The organism is Achromobacter sp. GbtcB20, from assembly GCF_019091095.1.
GTDB lineage: Bacteria > Pseudomonadota > Gammaproteobacteria > Burkholderiales > Burkholderiaceae_B > Achromobacter > Achromobacter mucicolens.
Genome location: NZ_JAGXJZ010000004.1, coordinates 348,042 through 362,298, shown reverse-complemented (window position 1 = coordinate 362,298; position 14,257 = coordinate 348,042). Strand labels below are relative to the sequence as shown.

The window sequence follows — 14,257 nt, the reverse complement described above, 5'->3', positions numbered from 1 at the left end:
CATGAGAGGTCTCCCAGAAAGAACAATCCCCACTCAGCGTACCGCTTCGTGGGGATCGGGCTGACCATCTCATTAGGGCCGCGCCATGAAGGCGCGGCCCTTTTGCCGTCTGCGCGATCGCACCGCCGCAAGCGGGCGGCCCGTCAGTCGTCCGATTGCTTCTTCGGAACGGGGAACGGGTTCTCGCGGTATTGCAACGTGAAGCCAGCCCGCTCGTCCTGCGCCAGTTCGCGGGCCAGGTACGGCATGGCCTGTTTCAGCGCATCGTGCAGCGTCCAGGGCGGATTGATGAGGAACATGCCGCTGCCGTGCAGTCCATAGCCGTCGATGGTTGCCTTCTTGACCGTCAGCGTGGCGTGCAGCCAGCTCTTGACCTTCAGGTTCTCGAAGTGGCGCGCCATTTCGCTGGCTTCTCGCCGTTGCACCAGCGGATACCAGATGGCATACGTGCCGGTGGCAAAGCGCTTGATGCACTCTTTGACCGTGACGAGCGTGCGGCGGTAATCGTGCTTGTCTTCATACGAGGGATCGATCAGCACCAGGCCGCGCCGCGTGGGCGGCGGCAGCAGCGCCTTGACGCCTTCGAAGCCATCGTCGCCATAGATGGTGGTCTGGCGCTGCGCGGCGCGGCCCTGGTGTTCCAGGTTGCCGACCAGCGTGTCGATTTCGGTGGGGTGCATCTCGAACAGGCGCAGGCGGTCGGACGGACGGAGCGCGTCCAGCGCCAGCCAGGGCGAGCCCGGGTAACGGCGCAGCCGGCCGTTGGTGTTGTAGTCGCGGATGCGCGCAACGTAATCGGCCAGCAGCGGCGGCAGGTCCTTGGCTTCCCACAGGCGGCCGATGCCGTCCGCAAACTCGGACGTCTTGGCGGCCCAGTCGCTGTCCAGACTGTAAAGGCCGGCGCCGGCGTGGGTGTCGACGACCCAATACGGAGCGTCTTTCTTGTTGAAGTAGTCCAGGGTGTGGACCAGGATTGCGTGCTTGAGCACGTCGGCGTGGTTGCCGGCGTGGAAGGCGTGGCGGTAGCTGAACACGGGGCTGTCTGCCTCAGGCGGCGGGCCGGATGGCGGCCAGCTCGTCGGTGAAAATGCCGTCGATGCCCCAGTCGAGCAGCAGGCGCGCGCGCTCGGGGTCATTGACGGTCCAGGCCGCGATGCGGTAGCCGGCGGCGTGCACGGCGTCGATCAGTTCGCGGGTGGCGTCCTTCTGGTTGATGTTCAGGGCGACGCACTGGTACTTGGCAAGCCGTTCACGCCAGTCGGCCGGCACCTTTTCCACCAGCAGCGCGCGCGGCAGTTCGGGCGCGGCCTCAAGGGCGGCTTGCAAGGCTTCCTCGGCAAACGAGGACAGCAGCGGCGCCGTATCGGCGCCTTGCCACCATTGGCGGGCCGCCAGGGCGACGGCGCGGCCGGTCTCGGCCTCGCGGCCCGGGCAGGGCTTGATCTCGACGTTGCTGGCAATGCCGTTGGCCAGCGTGTAGCGCGCGACGGCGGCAAAGGTGGGCAGCGGTTCGCCCGCGTAGGCGGGCGAATGCCAGCTGCCGAAGTCCAGCTGGGCCAGCTCGGCGAACGTCTTGGCGGCCGCGGGGCCGGTGCCGTTGGAGGTGCGGTCGACGTCGTCGTCGTGCATCAGCACCGGCACGTTGTCGCGGCTGAGCTTCACGTCGTATTCGAACATGGTGAAGCCGTTTTCGGCGCCGACGCGCATGGCGGCCAGCGTGTTCTCCGGGGCCAGGCGGCCGCCGCCGCGGTGCGCGATGTAACGGGAGTAGGGCCAGGAGGGAAGGGTTGCGGTCATTTCGGTGCTGCTTCGGGGTTCTTTTGGGACAGGTTGCAAGGATACCTTGTCTTGGCCCGCACCTACTTCAGCGGCGCCTTGTCCTCGGAGACGTCCATGATCATGCGCGTGGCCAGATACAGGCGCGGCACGATGCTGCCGATCAGGACATACTCGGCGTCATTCGAATGCGCGCCGAAGCCGCTCAGCCCCATCCCCTCGATGACGGGGCCGCGCGCCTTGAGCGCCGCAAAGGCGGCGTCCGTGCCGCCACCGCTGGCCCGGTCCACCACCTTGAGCGGCAGGTCCAGTTCCTGGTAGATCTTCACGCCGTGCTGGGCAAGCGCGCGCGACGCGGCCGTCGCTTCCAGCGGCGGCCGGCGGACCTCGAATTTGACGCTGACCTTGGACTCGGGCAGCAGCTTTTTCTGCACCCGTTCCTCCAGCGTGCGCGCCAGCGCGTCGAAATCCGACACGCGCAGGGCGCGGGCGTCGCCCTGCGCGGTAGCCAGGCCGGGAATGACGTTGCGGTTGGTGCCAGCCTGGGCGACCGTCCAGTTCAGTTTCAGCCCCTCGTCTCGCTTGGACAGGTCGTCCAGCTGCAGCAGCTGATGGGACAGCTCATAGAGCGCATTGACGCCGCCCTCTGGCCGCGCGCCCGCATGCGAGGTCTTGCCTTGCACCGTCAGGTACGCCGCCCCGATGCCGCTGGTGGCGAGCGTCAGGCGCGGCTCCATGCCGCCGCCCTCGAACGAAAAGACGGCATCCTGATCGGCGCCCAGACGGGTGATGGTGCTGCGAGCCCCCGGCGAGCTGATCTCCTCGTCCCCGTTGATCAGCACGGTCAGGGTGCCGTAGTCGGAAAATTTCAATGTCTTGAGCAGGGCGATGGTGTGCAGGATGGCTGCCACGCCGTGCTTGTCGTCGGCGATGCCCAGGCCGTAGGCCTTGTCGCCGTCGATCCGGAAGGGCTGATCCTTCAGCATGCCGTTGCGGTACACGGTATCCATATGGGCGATCAGCATGATCTTCTTGCTGCCGCTGCCCTTGAACTGGGCATGGACCATCGGACCGACCTTGTCAGGCGTGTCGTCCAGCCGGAAGACATCCGTCGGCGCGATGATCTCCACGGTGCCGCCCAGCGCCTGGAGCCGGTCACGGATCAGTTCGGCGATGCGTTCGACGCCCTCGACGTCCTTGCTGCCCGACTCGATGTTCACCAGATCGCGCATCGTGTCGAGGACCGCCTGCTGCTGGCCCTTGGCCGCGTCCAGCACCTCGGCGACCGGAGCGGCCTGCGCGGCATGGGCGCAGCCCAGGAACGCCAGGGCGACGCAGGATTTCAGAAAAGGCAGGCGGGAAGGCATGAACGGCATCGTGAGTGACCTTTTAGCGCGCGGGTGGGAGACCGGCCTTGCGCCGGCCTGGCAATTGGGGCCCGACTGGCGGGACAGCCCCAGCCCACGATACGAGCGCCGGGCGGGGCGGGTAATGGGGGTTTCCCGGGTTGACGGGGGCGAGACGGGCGGGGACGGAACAGCCGCCGCCACGGCCGTCGCGGGGCGGGAGAACCGCGGGCCTCCGTAATGAATGAGAAATGGTAAAATCCGCCCGCTGATCCCGGTAATAACCGGTATGGGAATAGGGGCGAATCCACTTCGCCTTTTTTTATGCGTTTTCGTGCGGCCCCGGGCATCCATCCCGGAGCGCGGCAACAGGGATTCCATGTTCGAATTTATTCGCAGCCATCGGCGCTGGATGCAGTTCATCCTGCTGATCTTGATCGTGCCTTCCTTCTTCCTGGTCGGGATTCAAGGCTATGACAGCTTCATGAACCGGGAGCCCGAGCTCGCGACGGTGGCTGGCCAGCCGATTTCCCGCGCCGAGTTCGACCAGGCACACCGCAACCAGCTCGACCAGTTCCGCCAGCGCCTGGGCACGCAGTTCGACCCGGCCGTGATCGACACGCCCGCGTTGCGTGAAGGCCTGCTGAACCAGCTCATCAACCAGCGCCTGCTTGCCAATGTGGCCGCCGACAACCGTTTCTCGGTGTCCGACGAGACGCTGCGCAACACGATCGCCGCCATCCCGGAAGTCCAGGACAACGGCCGTTTCTCGCCCGAGCGCTATCGCCAGGTGCTGGCCGCGCAGGGCATGTCGCCGACCTCGTTCGAAGCCGGCCTGCGCCGTGACCTGGCCATCGCCCGGGTGCTCGAGCCCGTGGGCCAATCGGCCCGCGCGCCGGCCGAAGTGGTGGCCGCGCTGGAATCGGCGCTGACGCAGACGCGCACGGTGCAGTTGCGCAATTTCTCGGCAGCCGACTTCCGTTCGCAGGTCACCGTCACCCCGGCCGACATCCAGGCCTGGTACGACGCCAACAAGCAGCAGCTGCAGGTGCCGGAACAGGTGCAGGTCCAATACCTGGTGCTGGACGAAGCGGCCGCCACGCAAGGCGTGCAGGTCAAGGACGAAGACCTGGCTGCTTACTACGAACAGAACAAGAACCGCTTTGGCCAGCCCGAGCGCCGCCGCGCCAGCCACATCTTTATCGAACTGCCGTCCGGCGGCTCCGAAGATGCCCGCAAGGCGGCACGTGCCAAGGCCGAGGACATTGCCAAGCAAGCCGCTGCCGACCCCAGCAAGTTCGCTGAACTGGCCGCCAAGAATTCGCAGGATTCGGGCTCGGCCGCCAAGGGCGGCGACCTGGGCTGGATCGCGCCGGGTTCGCAGGCGGGCCCGCTGGACAAGGCCATCTTCGGCCTTGCCGCCAATCAGGTGTCCGGTGTGGTCGAAAGCCCGTTTGGCCTGCACATCCTGAAGGTCACGGAAATCAGCCCGGCCGCCATCAAGCCGCTGGCCGAGGTCAAGGACCAGATCACCGCCGAAGTCCGCAAGCAGATCGCCGCGCAACGCTTCTCGGAGATGGCCAGCCAGCTGAACAAGCAGGTCTACGACCAGCGCGACAGCCTGCAACCGGCTGCCGACGCCGTGGGCCTTAAGCTGCGCACCGCCTCCGGCGTGACCCGCGAAGGCCTGTTGCCCGCCGCGAAGGCCGGTCCGGGTTCCGCTGCCGACAGCCCGGACGCCGCGCTGCTGGACAACCCGCGCGTGCGCCAGGTGTTGTTCTCGCCCGACGTGCTGCGTGAAAAGCAGAACTCCGGCGTGATCGAACTTGCCCCCGACACGATGCTGGCCGTGCGCGTCGCCGCTGTCGAGCCGGCACACGTGCCGCCGCTGGACAAGGTCAGCGACGTCATCCGCGCCAAGCTGCTGGACGAGCGCTCGGCCGAAGCCGCCAAGAAGGCAGGCGAGGCTGCGCTGGCCGCCAACAAGGCAAATCCTGCCGCGGCGCCGGAAGGCTTTGGTCCCGCCGTCACGGTGTCGCGCCAGAATCCGCAGGATCTGTCGCGCCCGGTGCTGGACGCCGTGATGCGCCTGCCGTCGGCCGCGCTGCCGGCCTTCACGGGCGTGCAGTCCGGCGTGGACTACACGCTGGTGCGCCTGGAAAAGGTGGAAGCGGGTCAGACCGAAGCCGCCGACAAGGAGCGCCTGGCGCAGCAGTTGTCGGGCGCCTGGGGCCAGGCCGAAAACGAAGCCATGATCCGCATGCTGCGCGAGCAGTACAAGGTGAATGTGCTGCCGGCCGCCGCCGACGTCATTCGTGGCGATCAGGCCCAGGCCGCGGGCTGATCGCCGCAGGCAACGCTCAGTTCAACAGGGGCCGCAGCGTCGGCCACACGTTGTCGAGCAATTGAGGCTGGGCATCCTCGTTCGGATGGATGCCGTCAGCCTGGAACATCGCCCGGTTCGTTGCGATACCTTCCATCAGGAAGGGCACGAGCCGGGCGTTTTCGTCTTTGGCGACCTTGCTGAACACCGCGGCAAAGCGTTGCGCGTAATCCCGGCCATAGTTCGGCGGGATCTGCATCCCGACGATCAGCACGTCGGCATCGGCCTTGCGGGCCGCCTGCGCCATCGTTCGCAGGTTCTGTTCGGTCATGTTCAGGGGCAGGCCGCGCAGCGCGTCATTGGCGCCCAGCTCCAGCACGACGACGGCGGGGGCGTGCTGGCGCAGCAGCGCGGGCAGGCGGGCCACGCCGCCGCTGGTCGTGTCGCCGCTGATGCTGGCATTGACGACCTTGAACTTCGGGTATTGTTCGGAAACCCTTTCAGACAGCAGGGGCACCCAGCCGGTGCCGCGCTTGATGCCATACTCGGCCGACAGGCTGTCGCCCACCACCAGTACGGTGCGCGGCGAGGAACCCTGGGCCGCGGCGGCGGTCTGAGCGTGGGCGGGCGCCGCCGCGGCGGTCGCAAAGGCAGTCACGAGAAGCAGACGGGAAAATAGGCGCATGGATAGCAATAACTCAATCGTGGTGAGAGGGCTGGGCAAGCGGGTGGCCGATGCCGGCGGGTCGCTTTCTATCCTGGAAGGAATCGATTTTACGGTCGCCGCGGGCAGTGCCGTGGCCATCACCGGCAGTTCCGGTTCGGGCAAGTCGACTCTGCTGGGACTGCTGGCCGGCCTGGATGTTCCCACTTCGGGCAGCGTACACCTTGCGGGGCAGGATCTGTTTGCCTTGGACGAGGACGGCCGCGCGCGCCTGCGGGCCAATCATGTGGGCTTCGTGTTCCAGTCGTTCCAGCTGCTGCCCAATCTGACCGCGCTGGAAAACGTGATGCTGCCGCTTGAACTGGCGGGCCAATCGGCGCGGGAGGCCGCGCAGGCCATGCTGGAGCGCGTCGGGCTGGGCGCGCGCCTGCACCACTATCCGCGCACGCTCTCGGGCGGCGAGCAGCAACGGGTGTCGCTGGCCCGGGCCTTCGTGGTGCAGCCAGACCTGCTGTTTGCCGACGAACCCACCGGCAGCCTGGATGCCGCCACTGGCGTGACGGTCATCGACCTGATGTTCGACCTGCACCGCGAACAAGGCACGACGCTCGTGCTGGTCACGCATGACCCGCAACTGGCGGCGCGCTGCGGGCGGCAACTGGTGCTGGCGGCCGGCCGCATGGTGCCGGCTGATTGAGGCGCTAGGCCAGTTCGCGGATCGGCACCACCGGATCGACGTCTGCGTCGTAATCGACGCCGTCGATTTCAAAGCCGAACAGACGCAGGAAGTCGCGCTTGTAGCCGGCAAAATCGGTCAGCGTATACAGGCTGGCCGTGTCGACCTGATCCCATAGCGCCTGCACCCGCGCCTGCACCTTGGGATCCAGTTCCTTGTAGTCGGCGCGTAACCGGCCCTCGTCGTCCAGGATGGGGGAAGGGCCGCACAGGCTGTCGCGATACAGTCCGTACACCTGTTCGATGCAGCCTTCGTGCGTGCCGTCTTCCTTCATGACCTTAAAGAGCAGCGACAGGTACAGCGGCATCATCGGGATCGCCGAACTGGCCTGCGTCACCACGGCCTTGAGCACCGACACGCGGGCATCGCCGCCGCGCGCGGCCAGCTTGGCGCGGATGTCCAGCACGCGCTGGTCCAGGTCTTTCTTGGCCGCGCCGATGGACCCGTTCCAATAGACGTCGTGCGTGATCTTTTCGCCCAGATAGGTGAAGGCGGTGGTGGTGGCGCCTTCGGCCAGCACACCGGCTTGCAGCAGCGCATCGATCCACATCTGCCAGTCTTCCCCGCCCATCACGGCGACGGTGGCGTCAATCTCGTCTTGCGAGGCCGGCTCCAGCACGCCGTCCTTGATGAGTTCCTTGTCGGTGTCCAGGCCGCGCAAGGTCACGGACTTGCCGATGGGCTTGAGGGTGGAGGTGTGGACCTGCCCCGTCTTCGGGTGCGTGCGGCGCGGCGCGGCCAGGCTGTAGATGACCTGGTCGACCTGGCCCATGTCCGCCTTGATGGCGTCGATGGTGCGCTGCTTGATCTCATCGGAAAACGCGTCACCGTTGATGCTCTTGGCGTACAGCCCCTCGGCTTGGGCGAACTTGTGGAACGCGGCGCTGTTGTACCAGCCCGGCGTGCCCGCCTTGCCGGCGTCGCCCGGTCGCTCAAAGAATACGCCCAGCGTCTGCGCGCCACAGGCGAAGGCCGCGCTGATGCGCGCGGCCAGGCCGTATCCCGTCGACGCGCCCAGGACCAGCACGCGCTTCGGTCCCCCGGGCACCGGTCCTTGCGCCTTCACGTAGTCGATCTGTTGCTTCACGTTGGCTTCGCAGCCGGCAGGATGGGTGGTGACGCAGATGAAACCGCGCACGCGGGGCTTGATGATCATGGGAGCCTCTTGTTGGGGATACGCCAGGGGCAGATGCCGGATCGGGCATCAGGCGAAGCGCATTGTACGGGAGGCGGCCGGCCGGTGACGGGGACAGCGCCGCCGCTCAGCGCCGGGCCGTCGTGCCGGCGGCCGCCTGGGCCAGCGCGGCGCCCAGCGCGCGGCTGCGCCGCCATTCGATCATGCCGATGCCCACGCCGCTGGCGCAGATGATCGCAATGCCCAGCCAGGTGAGCGGGTCGGGAAAATGCCCCCACACCAGCCAGCCGACCGACGTGGCGCTGATGATCTGCAGGTAGATGAATGGCGCCAGCGTGGAGGCCGGGGCGCGGCGGTAAGCGGCAATCTGGAACAGGTGGCCCACGCAGCCTGTAATGCCGGTCGAGATCAGCACCATCCAGTCGAACGCCGACAAGGCCTGGAGCACGGGCAGTGCGGGCGGAAGGATGAAGGGCAGGGCGAGCGTCAGGCAGATCGTGCCGACGGCGCCGCTCCAGATCAGCGAGGTGAACGGATCGTCGCCGGCCACGCGGCGCGTGGCGATGAATTGCGCGGTAAAGCAACAGGCGGTCAGCAGGCCGAAGATCGTGCCCACCGGGTGCAGGCCGCCGCCGGGGCGGATGACGATCAGGACGCCGACGAAGGCGATGCCTGCGGCGACGAAGCGCGACATGCGCGCCGGTTCCTTCAGGATCCAGGGCGCCAGCGACAGCACGAGCAGGGGCGCCAGGAAATTGATCGAGGTGGCTTCGGCCTGGGGGATGTAGCTGAGCGTCGTGAAAAACATCAGCGTGGCCAGGAACATCGAGCCGCCGCGGATGAGCTGTTCTCGCGGCTTGGTGCTGCGCAACACCCGCATACCGCGCGCGGGAAGCACCAACGCCAGGACGAGCACCAGGTGGATGGCATAGCGGACCCACGACAGCACCAGCAAGGGCACGCCCGCGTTCATGACCCATTTTCCGCTCGCGTCCAGGCACGACAGGGTCCACATCGACAGCACGAGCAGCAGCACGCCGATCATCGGGCCGCGTGCGGTGGACGCGCCGGAGCGCGGGCGACCGTTATCGGCCGGGGACATGGCGGGTACTCCTTTCAGCGTACACAGGGCATGGCGCCTTTGGGGCGATGAGCGGCTGACATGATACGCTCATCCCGCCGGGGGAAAAGGCCAATGATAGAACTACGCAACGTCGAAACTTTTTTTTGGGTCGCCACACTGGGCAGCTTTCGGGCCGCATCGGACAAGCTCAACACCACGCAGCCCGCCGTCTCGCAGCGCATTGCTTCGCTCGAGGCGGACCTGGGCGTCAAGCTGTTCGAGCGCGACGCGCGCGGGGTCAAGCTGACCGCCAAGGGGCACGAACTCCTGTCGCATGCCGAACGCATGCTGCAGGTGCGGCGCGACATGTTCGAGGCTGCGCGCGAGCAGAACGTCATGTCCGGCACCGTGCGCATCGGTGTCGCCGAAACCATTGTGCAGACCTGGCTGCCCGCGCTCATCGAACTGATCCATGCGACCTATCCGGCACTGGTGCTGGAGATCGAAGTGGACACGACGCACGTGCTGCGTTCGCACCTGATGTCGCGCCAGATCGATCTGGCCTTCTTGATGGGGCCGGTGCTGGAGGCGCGCGTGGAGAACCTGCCGCTCTGCACGTACCCGCTGGCGTGGGTGGCCAGCCCGCTGCTGGATCTGGGGCCGGAGCCCTTGACGCTGGCCACGATCGGCAAGCTGCCGATCATCACGTATCCCTCCAACAGTTCGCCTTACCGCGTGGTGCGCGACATGCTGACCCGGGCCGGCGTGACCTCGCCGCGCATGTACGGCAGCGCTTCAATGTCCATGGTGGTCCGCATGACGCAGGACGCGATCGGCACCAGCGTCATCGCGCCCGTGTTCCTGGGCAAGGAGCTGGCCCGCGGCGAATTGCGGATTCTGCAGGTGCAGGCCGACCCGCTGCCTGAGCTGAGCTTTACCGCCACATGGGTGCAGGGCCCCGACAGTCATGCCGTGCGCGTCATTGCGCAGATGGCGCAAAAGGTCGCCGCGCAGGCCTGAGCGGGCAAAACAGCCGTAGGTGTTTTCCCGAGCCAGCGGCGTTGCGGGCTGCTCTGGGGCGTGCCCGCCAGGCCCTGTTTCGCACCCCGTCGATGGCCGCAAGGCCGCGCCAATACGTCGTTTGCGGCGAATGGCGTTGCTTGGCGCCGCGAGACCCAAGAAAAATTTATACCCCCACATCGGAACATACGATTGGACGCTTGCCGCCCCTGGCGATGCAATGGCGCTCATAACGACGTAGGGCCTGGATATACCCATCCTTGACCACCGATTCCTACCGGCGCGCGACCAGGACAACGGGATCCCGCGCGCGACAGACGATCCCGCCAGCCAGGAGTTTTTCCATGAAGAAGTCTCTTGTTTTTGCCGCCGTCGCCGCCAGCTTGCTGGCCGGCGCCGTCCAGGCCCAGGACCTGCCCAAGACCCATCTGAAGATCGTGGGTGGCCTGTCGAACCTCACCGCCTACAACGACTACGAAAAGCCGTTCTGGACCAAGACCATTCCCGAGCAGTCCAAGGGGCAGGTCACGGCGGAGATCAAGGGCTTCAATGAAATGGGCTTGAAGGGGCCCGAGCTGCTGCGCCTGATGTCGCAGGGCGTGATCGAATTCGGCACCGCCACGCTGTCTTACTTTGCCAGCGACAATCCGATCAACGAGGCCATCGACCTGGCTGGCCTGGCGCCCGACGTCAAGACCGCTCGCGCCGTCACCCAGGCTTTCGAACCCGTTTACGCCAAGCTTTACGGCGAAGGCAACAACGTCAAGCTGCTGGGCATCTCCACCTATCCGGCGCAAGTGCTGTTCTGCAATGCCGAGATCAAGGGCCTGGCGGACATCAAGGGCAAGAAGGTTCGCACCAGCAGCCGCACCACGGCCGAGTTCGTCGAGGCGCTGGGCGGCTCGAGCGTGACGATGGCTTTCGGCGAAGTCGTTCCCGCGCTGCAGAACAAGGTTGTCGATTGCGCCATCACGGGTTCGCTGTCGGGTTATTCGGCCAAGTGGTACGAAGTGTCCACCCACCTGGTCGCGCTGCCGATCAACTGGAATCAGCAGATCCACGCCGTCAACCAGAAGGCCTGGGACAAGCTGGATCCGAAGGTGCGCACGTTCCTGCAAGCCCAGATCACGACGCTGGTCGACAACATCTGGGATGCCGCCGCCCGCCAGACGCAGGAAGGCTATGACTGCAACACCGGCGCGGCTGCATGCCCGTTCCCGGTCAAGGGCAAGATGGTCCTGGTGCAGCCGTCCGAGGCCGACAAGGCGCTGCTCAAGAAGGTGGCGCAAGAGGCCGTCCTGCCCAAGTGGGCCGCCCGCTGCTCGGCGCAGTGCGTCAAGGACTGGAACGCCACCGTCGGCAAGACGCTGAACCTGACCGCCAGCAAGTAAGCGCCAGAAGGCGCCGGCCTTTGGGGCCGGCGCCAATTCCGGCCTGTGCGGCGCGCGGCAACCGTGACCCTGCATTCGGGTCGGCGGTGGCCGCCCGCGACGCCGGGTCGAGCCACCAGAGGTTCCCTTCATGACACAAACCGAACACTTCCGCCTGCTCGGCGGCCTGTTGCGGCGCGCCGAGAGCTTTTCCCGCGTGGCCGTCTGGGCCGGCGGCGCACTGACGGTGGCTAGCGTGCTGCTGATCTCCTTCGACGTGCTGGCCCGCAAATTCCTGGGCTTCACGACCGGGGGCGCGGACGAGTTGTCCAGCTACGCCTTTGCCATCAGCACATCGTGGGCGCTGGCCTTTGCCACGCTGCAACGCGCGAACGTGCGCGTCGACGTGCTTTACCAATTTTTGCCGGTACGCCTGTCGGCGGTGCTGGACTGGATCTCCATGGTGGCGCTGGCCGTCTTCATGGTGTTCCTCACGTATTACGCCTACGACGTGGTGGTGACCTCGTGGACCCAGAAGTCGGCAGCCAACACGCCGCTCGCCACGCCGCTTTGGATACCGCAAGGCCTGTGGTTGCTGGGCCTGGGGTGGATGTGCATCACGGTCGCGCTGATGCTGGCGCGCGCGTCGGCCGCGCTGGTCACGGGCGACATCGAACTGGTCAAGCAGATCTGCGGCGTGCGTTCGGCGCAGGAAGAGGCTGACGAAGAAGCCGCCGCTGGCGAGCGCATGGTGAAGGGAGAAGCCGCATGATTGCCACCGCCTTGACACTGCTGCTGATCCTGATCGGCCTGTCGATCCCCGTGGGCGCAGCCCTGGGGGTGCTGGGCCTGATCCTGGACCCGATGTTTTCGATGCTGCCGCTGACGCGGGCCATCGGCGAGATTTCGTGGAGTTCGAACAACGAGTTCCTGCTGGTCGCGATTCCGCTTTTCATCATGCTGGGCGAGGTGCTGCTGCGCGCGGGCTTTGCCGAACGCATGTACAGCGCGATGAGCCTGTGGCTGTCGTGGCTGCCGGGCGGCTTGATGCACGCCAACATTGGCGCCTCGACGCTGTTCTCGGCGACCTCCGGCTCCAGCGTGGCAACGGCCGCCACCGTGGGCACCGTCGCCATTCCGCAGATCCGAAAGTATGGCTACAACGAGCCGCTGTTCCTGGGCAGCCTTGCCGCGGGCGGCACCCTGGGCATCCTGATCCCGCCGTCGATCAACCTGGTGATCTATGGCGTGCTGACCAATTCGTCGGTGCCCAAGCTGTACCTGGCCGGCATCATTCCGGGCTTCGCCATGGCGGCGCTCTTCATGCTGACGGTCGTGATCGCCTGCGTGGCCAAGCCCTCGTGGGGCGGCAAGAAAATCCGCGCGACTTGGGGCGAACGCATCGCCAGCCTGGTGCACCTGGCCCCGCCGCTCGGCATCTTCTTCCTGGTGGTCGGATCGATCTACGCCGGCCTGGCGACGCCAACCGAGGCGGCCGCGCTGGGCGTGCTGGGCGCCTTCATCCTGGCGGCGTGGTTCCGCCGCCTGACGTGGTCGATGCTGCGCGAGGTGCTGGAAGGCACGATGCGGTCCACCGCGATGATCATGCTGATCGTCATCGCCGCCAGCTTCCTGAACTTCATCATGTCCGCCACCGGTTTGACCGACGCGCTGACCAAGTCCATCACCGGACTGGGCCTGTCGCCCGGCTGGATGCTGCTGATCGTGGTGATCTTCTACCTGGTGCTGGGCTGCTTCATGGAAACGCTGTCCATGATGATCACGACCATCCCCATCGTGGCGCCCATCATGATCGCGCTGGGTTACGACCCGATCTGGCTCGGCATCGTGATCATCATCCTGGTTGAGGCCGCGCTCATCACGCCGCCCGTCGGGTTGAACCTGTTCGTGGTGCAAAGCCTGCGCAAGAGCGGCGCCATGAGCGCGGTCATTGTCGGCAGCTTGCCGTTCGTGGCCGCCATGTTCGTGATGCTGGCGCTGCTGGCCTTCTGGCCGGACATCGCCCTGTGGCTGCCGCGCGCCTTCGGTTGATGCGCCCTTGATACCGGCGCGGCCCCGCGGCCGCGCCATTCTCCATCCCCCTTATTCGCAGGACTGATATGAAAGCCGTATTCCAGATCGACGACGCCAATCCCCGCCAGGTGGAAGTGACCTTCAACAGCGTGATCGTGGCCGGTTGGGCCGGTCGCGACATGGCCGCCATCGAGCATCACATCGAAGAGCTGGCCGCCATCGGCGTGCCGCGGCCCAGCAGCGTCCCGCTGTACTACCGCATCGCGGAAAACCAGCTCACGCAGGCATCCAACGTGCAGGCGCTGGGCGAGGAATCGTCGGGCGAAGTCGAGACCTTTGTGTTCGCGGTCGATGGCGAGATGTACGTCAGCATCGCGTCCGACCACACCGACCGCAAGCTCGAGACCGTCAGCGTCGCGATGTCCAAGCAGGTCTGCGTCAAGCCTGTGGGCGCGCAAGCCTGGCGGCTGGCGGACGTGGCAGGGCACTGGGACGAACTCATCATCCGTGCCTACATCGTGGAAAACGGCGAGCAGGTGCTGTACCAGGAAGGCCCGCTGTCCACCCTGCGCACGCCTCAGGATCTGATTGCCGGCTACACGGGCGGCGGCGCCGTCCTGCCGGAAGGCGCGGGCATGACCTGCGGCACCGTCGCTGCCATTGGCGGCATCCGCCCGGCCGCCGACTTCACGATGGAGCTGCACGATCCGCGCCTGAACCGCACGCTGCGCCACCGCTATCATGTCGAGTCGCTGCCCGTGGTGGCCTGATCGCCAGCTTGCCGGGCATT

Annotated in this window: 13 protein-coding genes; 7 read left to right on the top strand and 6 right to left on the bottom strand. The window is 66.3% G+C overall.

Going from position 1 to position 14,257, the window contains the following annotated elements:
• Positions 1 to 143 precede the first annotated feature (143 nt).
• From KVT32_RS09065 to KVT32_RS09055, 3 genes are all read right to left on the bottom strand, one after another.
• The gene (locus KVT32_RS09065; RefSeq protein WP_063954896.1) at positions 144 to 1,034 is read right to left on the bottom strand and encodes a 23S rRNA (adenine(2030)-N(6))-methyltransferase RlmJ; all 891 of its coding nucleotides are present in this window, start codon (positions 1,032 to 1,034) and stop codon (positions 144 to 146) included.
• Positions 1,035 to 1,047: 13 nt separating this feature from the next.
• Positions 1,048 to 1,797 (bottom strand): glycerophosphodiester phosphodiesterase, encoded by a 750-nt coding sequence (gene ugpQ, locus KVT32_RS09060; RefSeq protein ID WP_175155415.1) that lies wholly within the window; start codon positions 1,795 to 1,797, stop codon positions 1,048 to 1,050.
• A gap of 62 nt (positions 1,798 to 1,859) precedes the next feature.
• Complete coding sequence (locus tag KVT32_RS09055; RefSeq protein WP_217618059.1) at positions 1,860 to 3,152, bottom strand: M20/M25/M40 family metallo-hydrolase; 1,293 nt, start codon at positions 3,150 to 3,152, stop codon at positions 1,860 to 1,862.
• Between the two features lie 349 nt (positions 3,153 to 3,501).
• Between KVT32_RS09055 and KVT32_RS09050 the strand changes: the two genes are divergently transcribed.
• A complete protein-coding gene (locus KVT32_RS09050) occupies positions 3,502 to 5,466 on the top strand; it encodes a SurA N-terminal domain-containing protein (RefSeq protein ID WP_056317398.1) in 1,965 nt (654 codons plus the stop codon).
• Between the two features lie 16 nt (positions 5,467 to 5,482).
• On the opposite strand, the gene KVT32_RS09045 is transcribed toward KVT32_RS09050, so the two are convergent.
• Entirely contained in the window at positions 5,483 to 6,130 is a 648-nt protein-coding gene (locus KVT32_RS09045; protein WP_056317400.1) for an arylesterase, read from the bottom strand.
• On the opposite strand from KVT32_RS09045, the gene KVT32_RS09040 reads away from it, so the two are divergent.
• Complete coding sequence (locus tag KVT32_RS09040) at positions 6,129 to 6,806, top strand: ABC transporter ATP-binding protein (protein WP_152384351.1); 678 nt, start codon at positions 6,129 to 6,131, stop codon at positions 6,804 to 6,806. The genes KVT32_RS09045 and KVT32_RS09040 overlap by 2 nt on opposite strands.
• 4 nt (positions 6,807 to 6,810) lie before the next feature.
• On the opposite strand, the gene fabV is transcribed toward KVT32_RS09040, so the two are convergent.
• Both fabV and KVT32_RS09030 read right to left on the bottom strand, forming a co-directional pair.
• The gene (fabV, locus tag KVT32_RS09035; protein WP_062841166.1) at positions 6,811 to 8,001 is read right to left on the bottom strand and encodes an enoyl-ACP reductase FabV; all 1,191 of its coding nucleotides are present in this window, start codon (positions 7,999 to 8,001) and stop codon (positions 6,811 to 6,813) included.
• Between the two features lie 106 nt (positions 8,002 to 8,107).
• Positions 8,108 to 9,082: a DMT family transporter gene (locus tag KVT32_RS09030; protein ID WP_152384352.1), complete on the bottom strand. Its 975-nt coding sequence runs from the start codon at positions 9,080 to 9,082 to the stop codon at positions 8,108 to 8,110.
• 93 nt (positions 9,083 to 9,175) lie between these two features.
• Here KVT32_RS09030 and KVT32_RS09025 point away from each other — a divergent pair, with 93 nt between their 5' ends.
• From KVT32_RS09025 to KVT32_RS09005, 5 genes are all read left to right on the top strand, one after another.
• Positions 9,176 to 10,063 carry a LysR family transcriptional regulator gene (locus KVT32_RS09025; RefSeq protein ID WP_056317412.1) on the top strand — a complete coding sequence of 296 codons (888 nt, stop codon included), beginning with the start codon at positions 9,176 to 9,178 and terminating at the stop codon, positions 10,061 to 10,063.
• Between the two features lie 344 nt (positions 10,064 to 10,407).
• Entirely contained in the window at positions 10,408 to 11,454 is a 1,047-nt protein-coding gene (locus tag KVT32_RS09020; protein WP_062841164.1) for a TRAP transporter substrate-binding protein, read from the top strand.
• Positions 11,455 to 11,584: 130 nt separating this feature from the next.
• On the top strand, positions 11,585 to 12,205 hold the full coding sequence (locus tag KVT32_RS09015) for a TRAP transporter small permease subunit (RefSeq protein ID WP_217618058.1): 621 nt from the start codon (positions 11,585 to 11,587) through the stop codon (positions 12,203 to 12,205).
• Complete coding sequence (locus tag KVT32_RS09010; protein WP_217618057.1) at positions 12,202 to 13,485, top strand: TRAP transporter large permease; 1,284 nt, start codon at positions 12,202 to 12,204, stop codon at positions 13,483 to 13,485. Before KVT32_RS09015 ends, KVT32_RS09010 begins: the two co-directional genes overlap by 4 nt.
• A 68-nt stretch (positions 13,486 to 13,553) precedes the next feature.
• Complete coding sequence (locus KVT32_RS09005; RefSeq protein WP_056317422.1) at positions 13,554 to 14,237, top strand: DUF2848 domain-containing protein; 684 nt, start codon at positions 13,554 to 13,556, stop codon at positions 14,235 to 14,237.
• The last annotated feature ends 20 nt before the right edge of the window (positions 14,238 to 14,257 follow it).

Bases quoted from the DNA above. Each gene is read 5' to 3' on its own strand.
- ugpQ (WP_175155415.1), bottom strand. From the start codon at position 1,797: ATGACCGCAACCCTTCCCTCCTGGCCCTACTCCCGTTACATCGCGCAC.
- KVT32_RS09055 (WP_217618059.1), bottom strand. From the start codon at position 3,152: ATGCCGTTCATGCCTTCCCGCCTGCCTTTTCTGAAATCCTGCGTCGCC.
- KVT32_RS09050 (WP_056317398.1), top strand. From the start codon at position 3,502: ATGTTCGAATTTATTCGCAGCCATCGGCGCTGGATGCAGTTCATCCTG.
- KVT32_RS09040 (WP_152384351.1), top strand. From the start codon at position 6,129: ATGGATAGCAATAACTCAATCGTGGTGAGAGGGCTGGGCAAGCGGGTG.
- KVT32_RS09045 (WP_056317400.1), bottom strand. From the start codon at position 6,130: ATGCGCCTATTTTCCCGTCTGCTTCTCGTGACTGCCTTTGCGACCGCC.
- fabV (WP_062841166.1), bottom strand. From the start codon at position 8,001: ATGATCATCAAGCCCCGCGTGCGCGGTTTCATCTGCGTCACCACCCAT.
- KVT32_RS09030 (WP_152384352.1), bottom strand. From the start codon at position 9,082: ATGTCCCCGGCCGATAACGGTCGCCCGCGCTCCGGCGCGTCCACCGCA.
- KVT32_RS09025 (WP_056317412.1), top strand. From the start codon at position 9,176: ATGATAGAACTACGCAACGTCGAAACTTTTTTTTGGGTCGCCACACTG.
- KVT32_RS09020 (WP_062841164.1), top strand. From the start codon at position 10,408: ATGAAGAAGTCTCTTGTTTTTGCCGCCGTCGCCGCCAGCTTGCTGGCC.
- KVT32_RS09015 (WP_217618058.1), top strand. From the start codon at position 11,585: ATGACACAAACCGAACACTTCCGCCTGCTCGGCGGCCTGTTGCGGCGC.
- KVT32_RS09010 (WP_217618057.1), top strand. From the start codon at position 12,202: ATGATTGCCACCGCCTTGACACTGCTGCTGATCCTGATCGGCCTGTCG.
- KVT32_RS09005 (WP_056317422.1), top strand. From the start codon at position 13,554: ATGAAAGCCGTATTCCAGATCGACGACGCCAATCCCCGCCAGGTGGAA.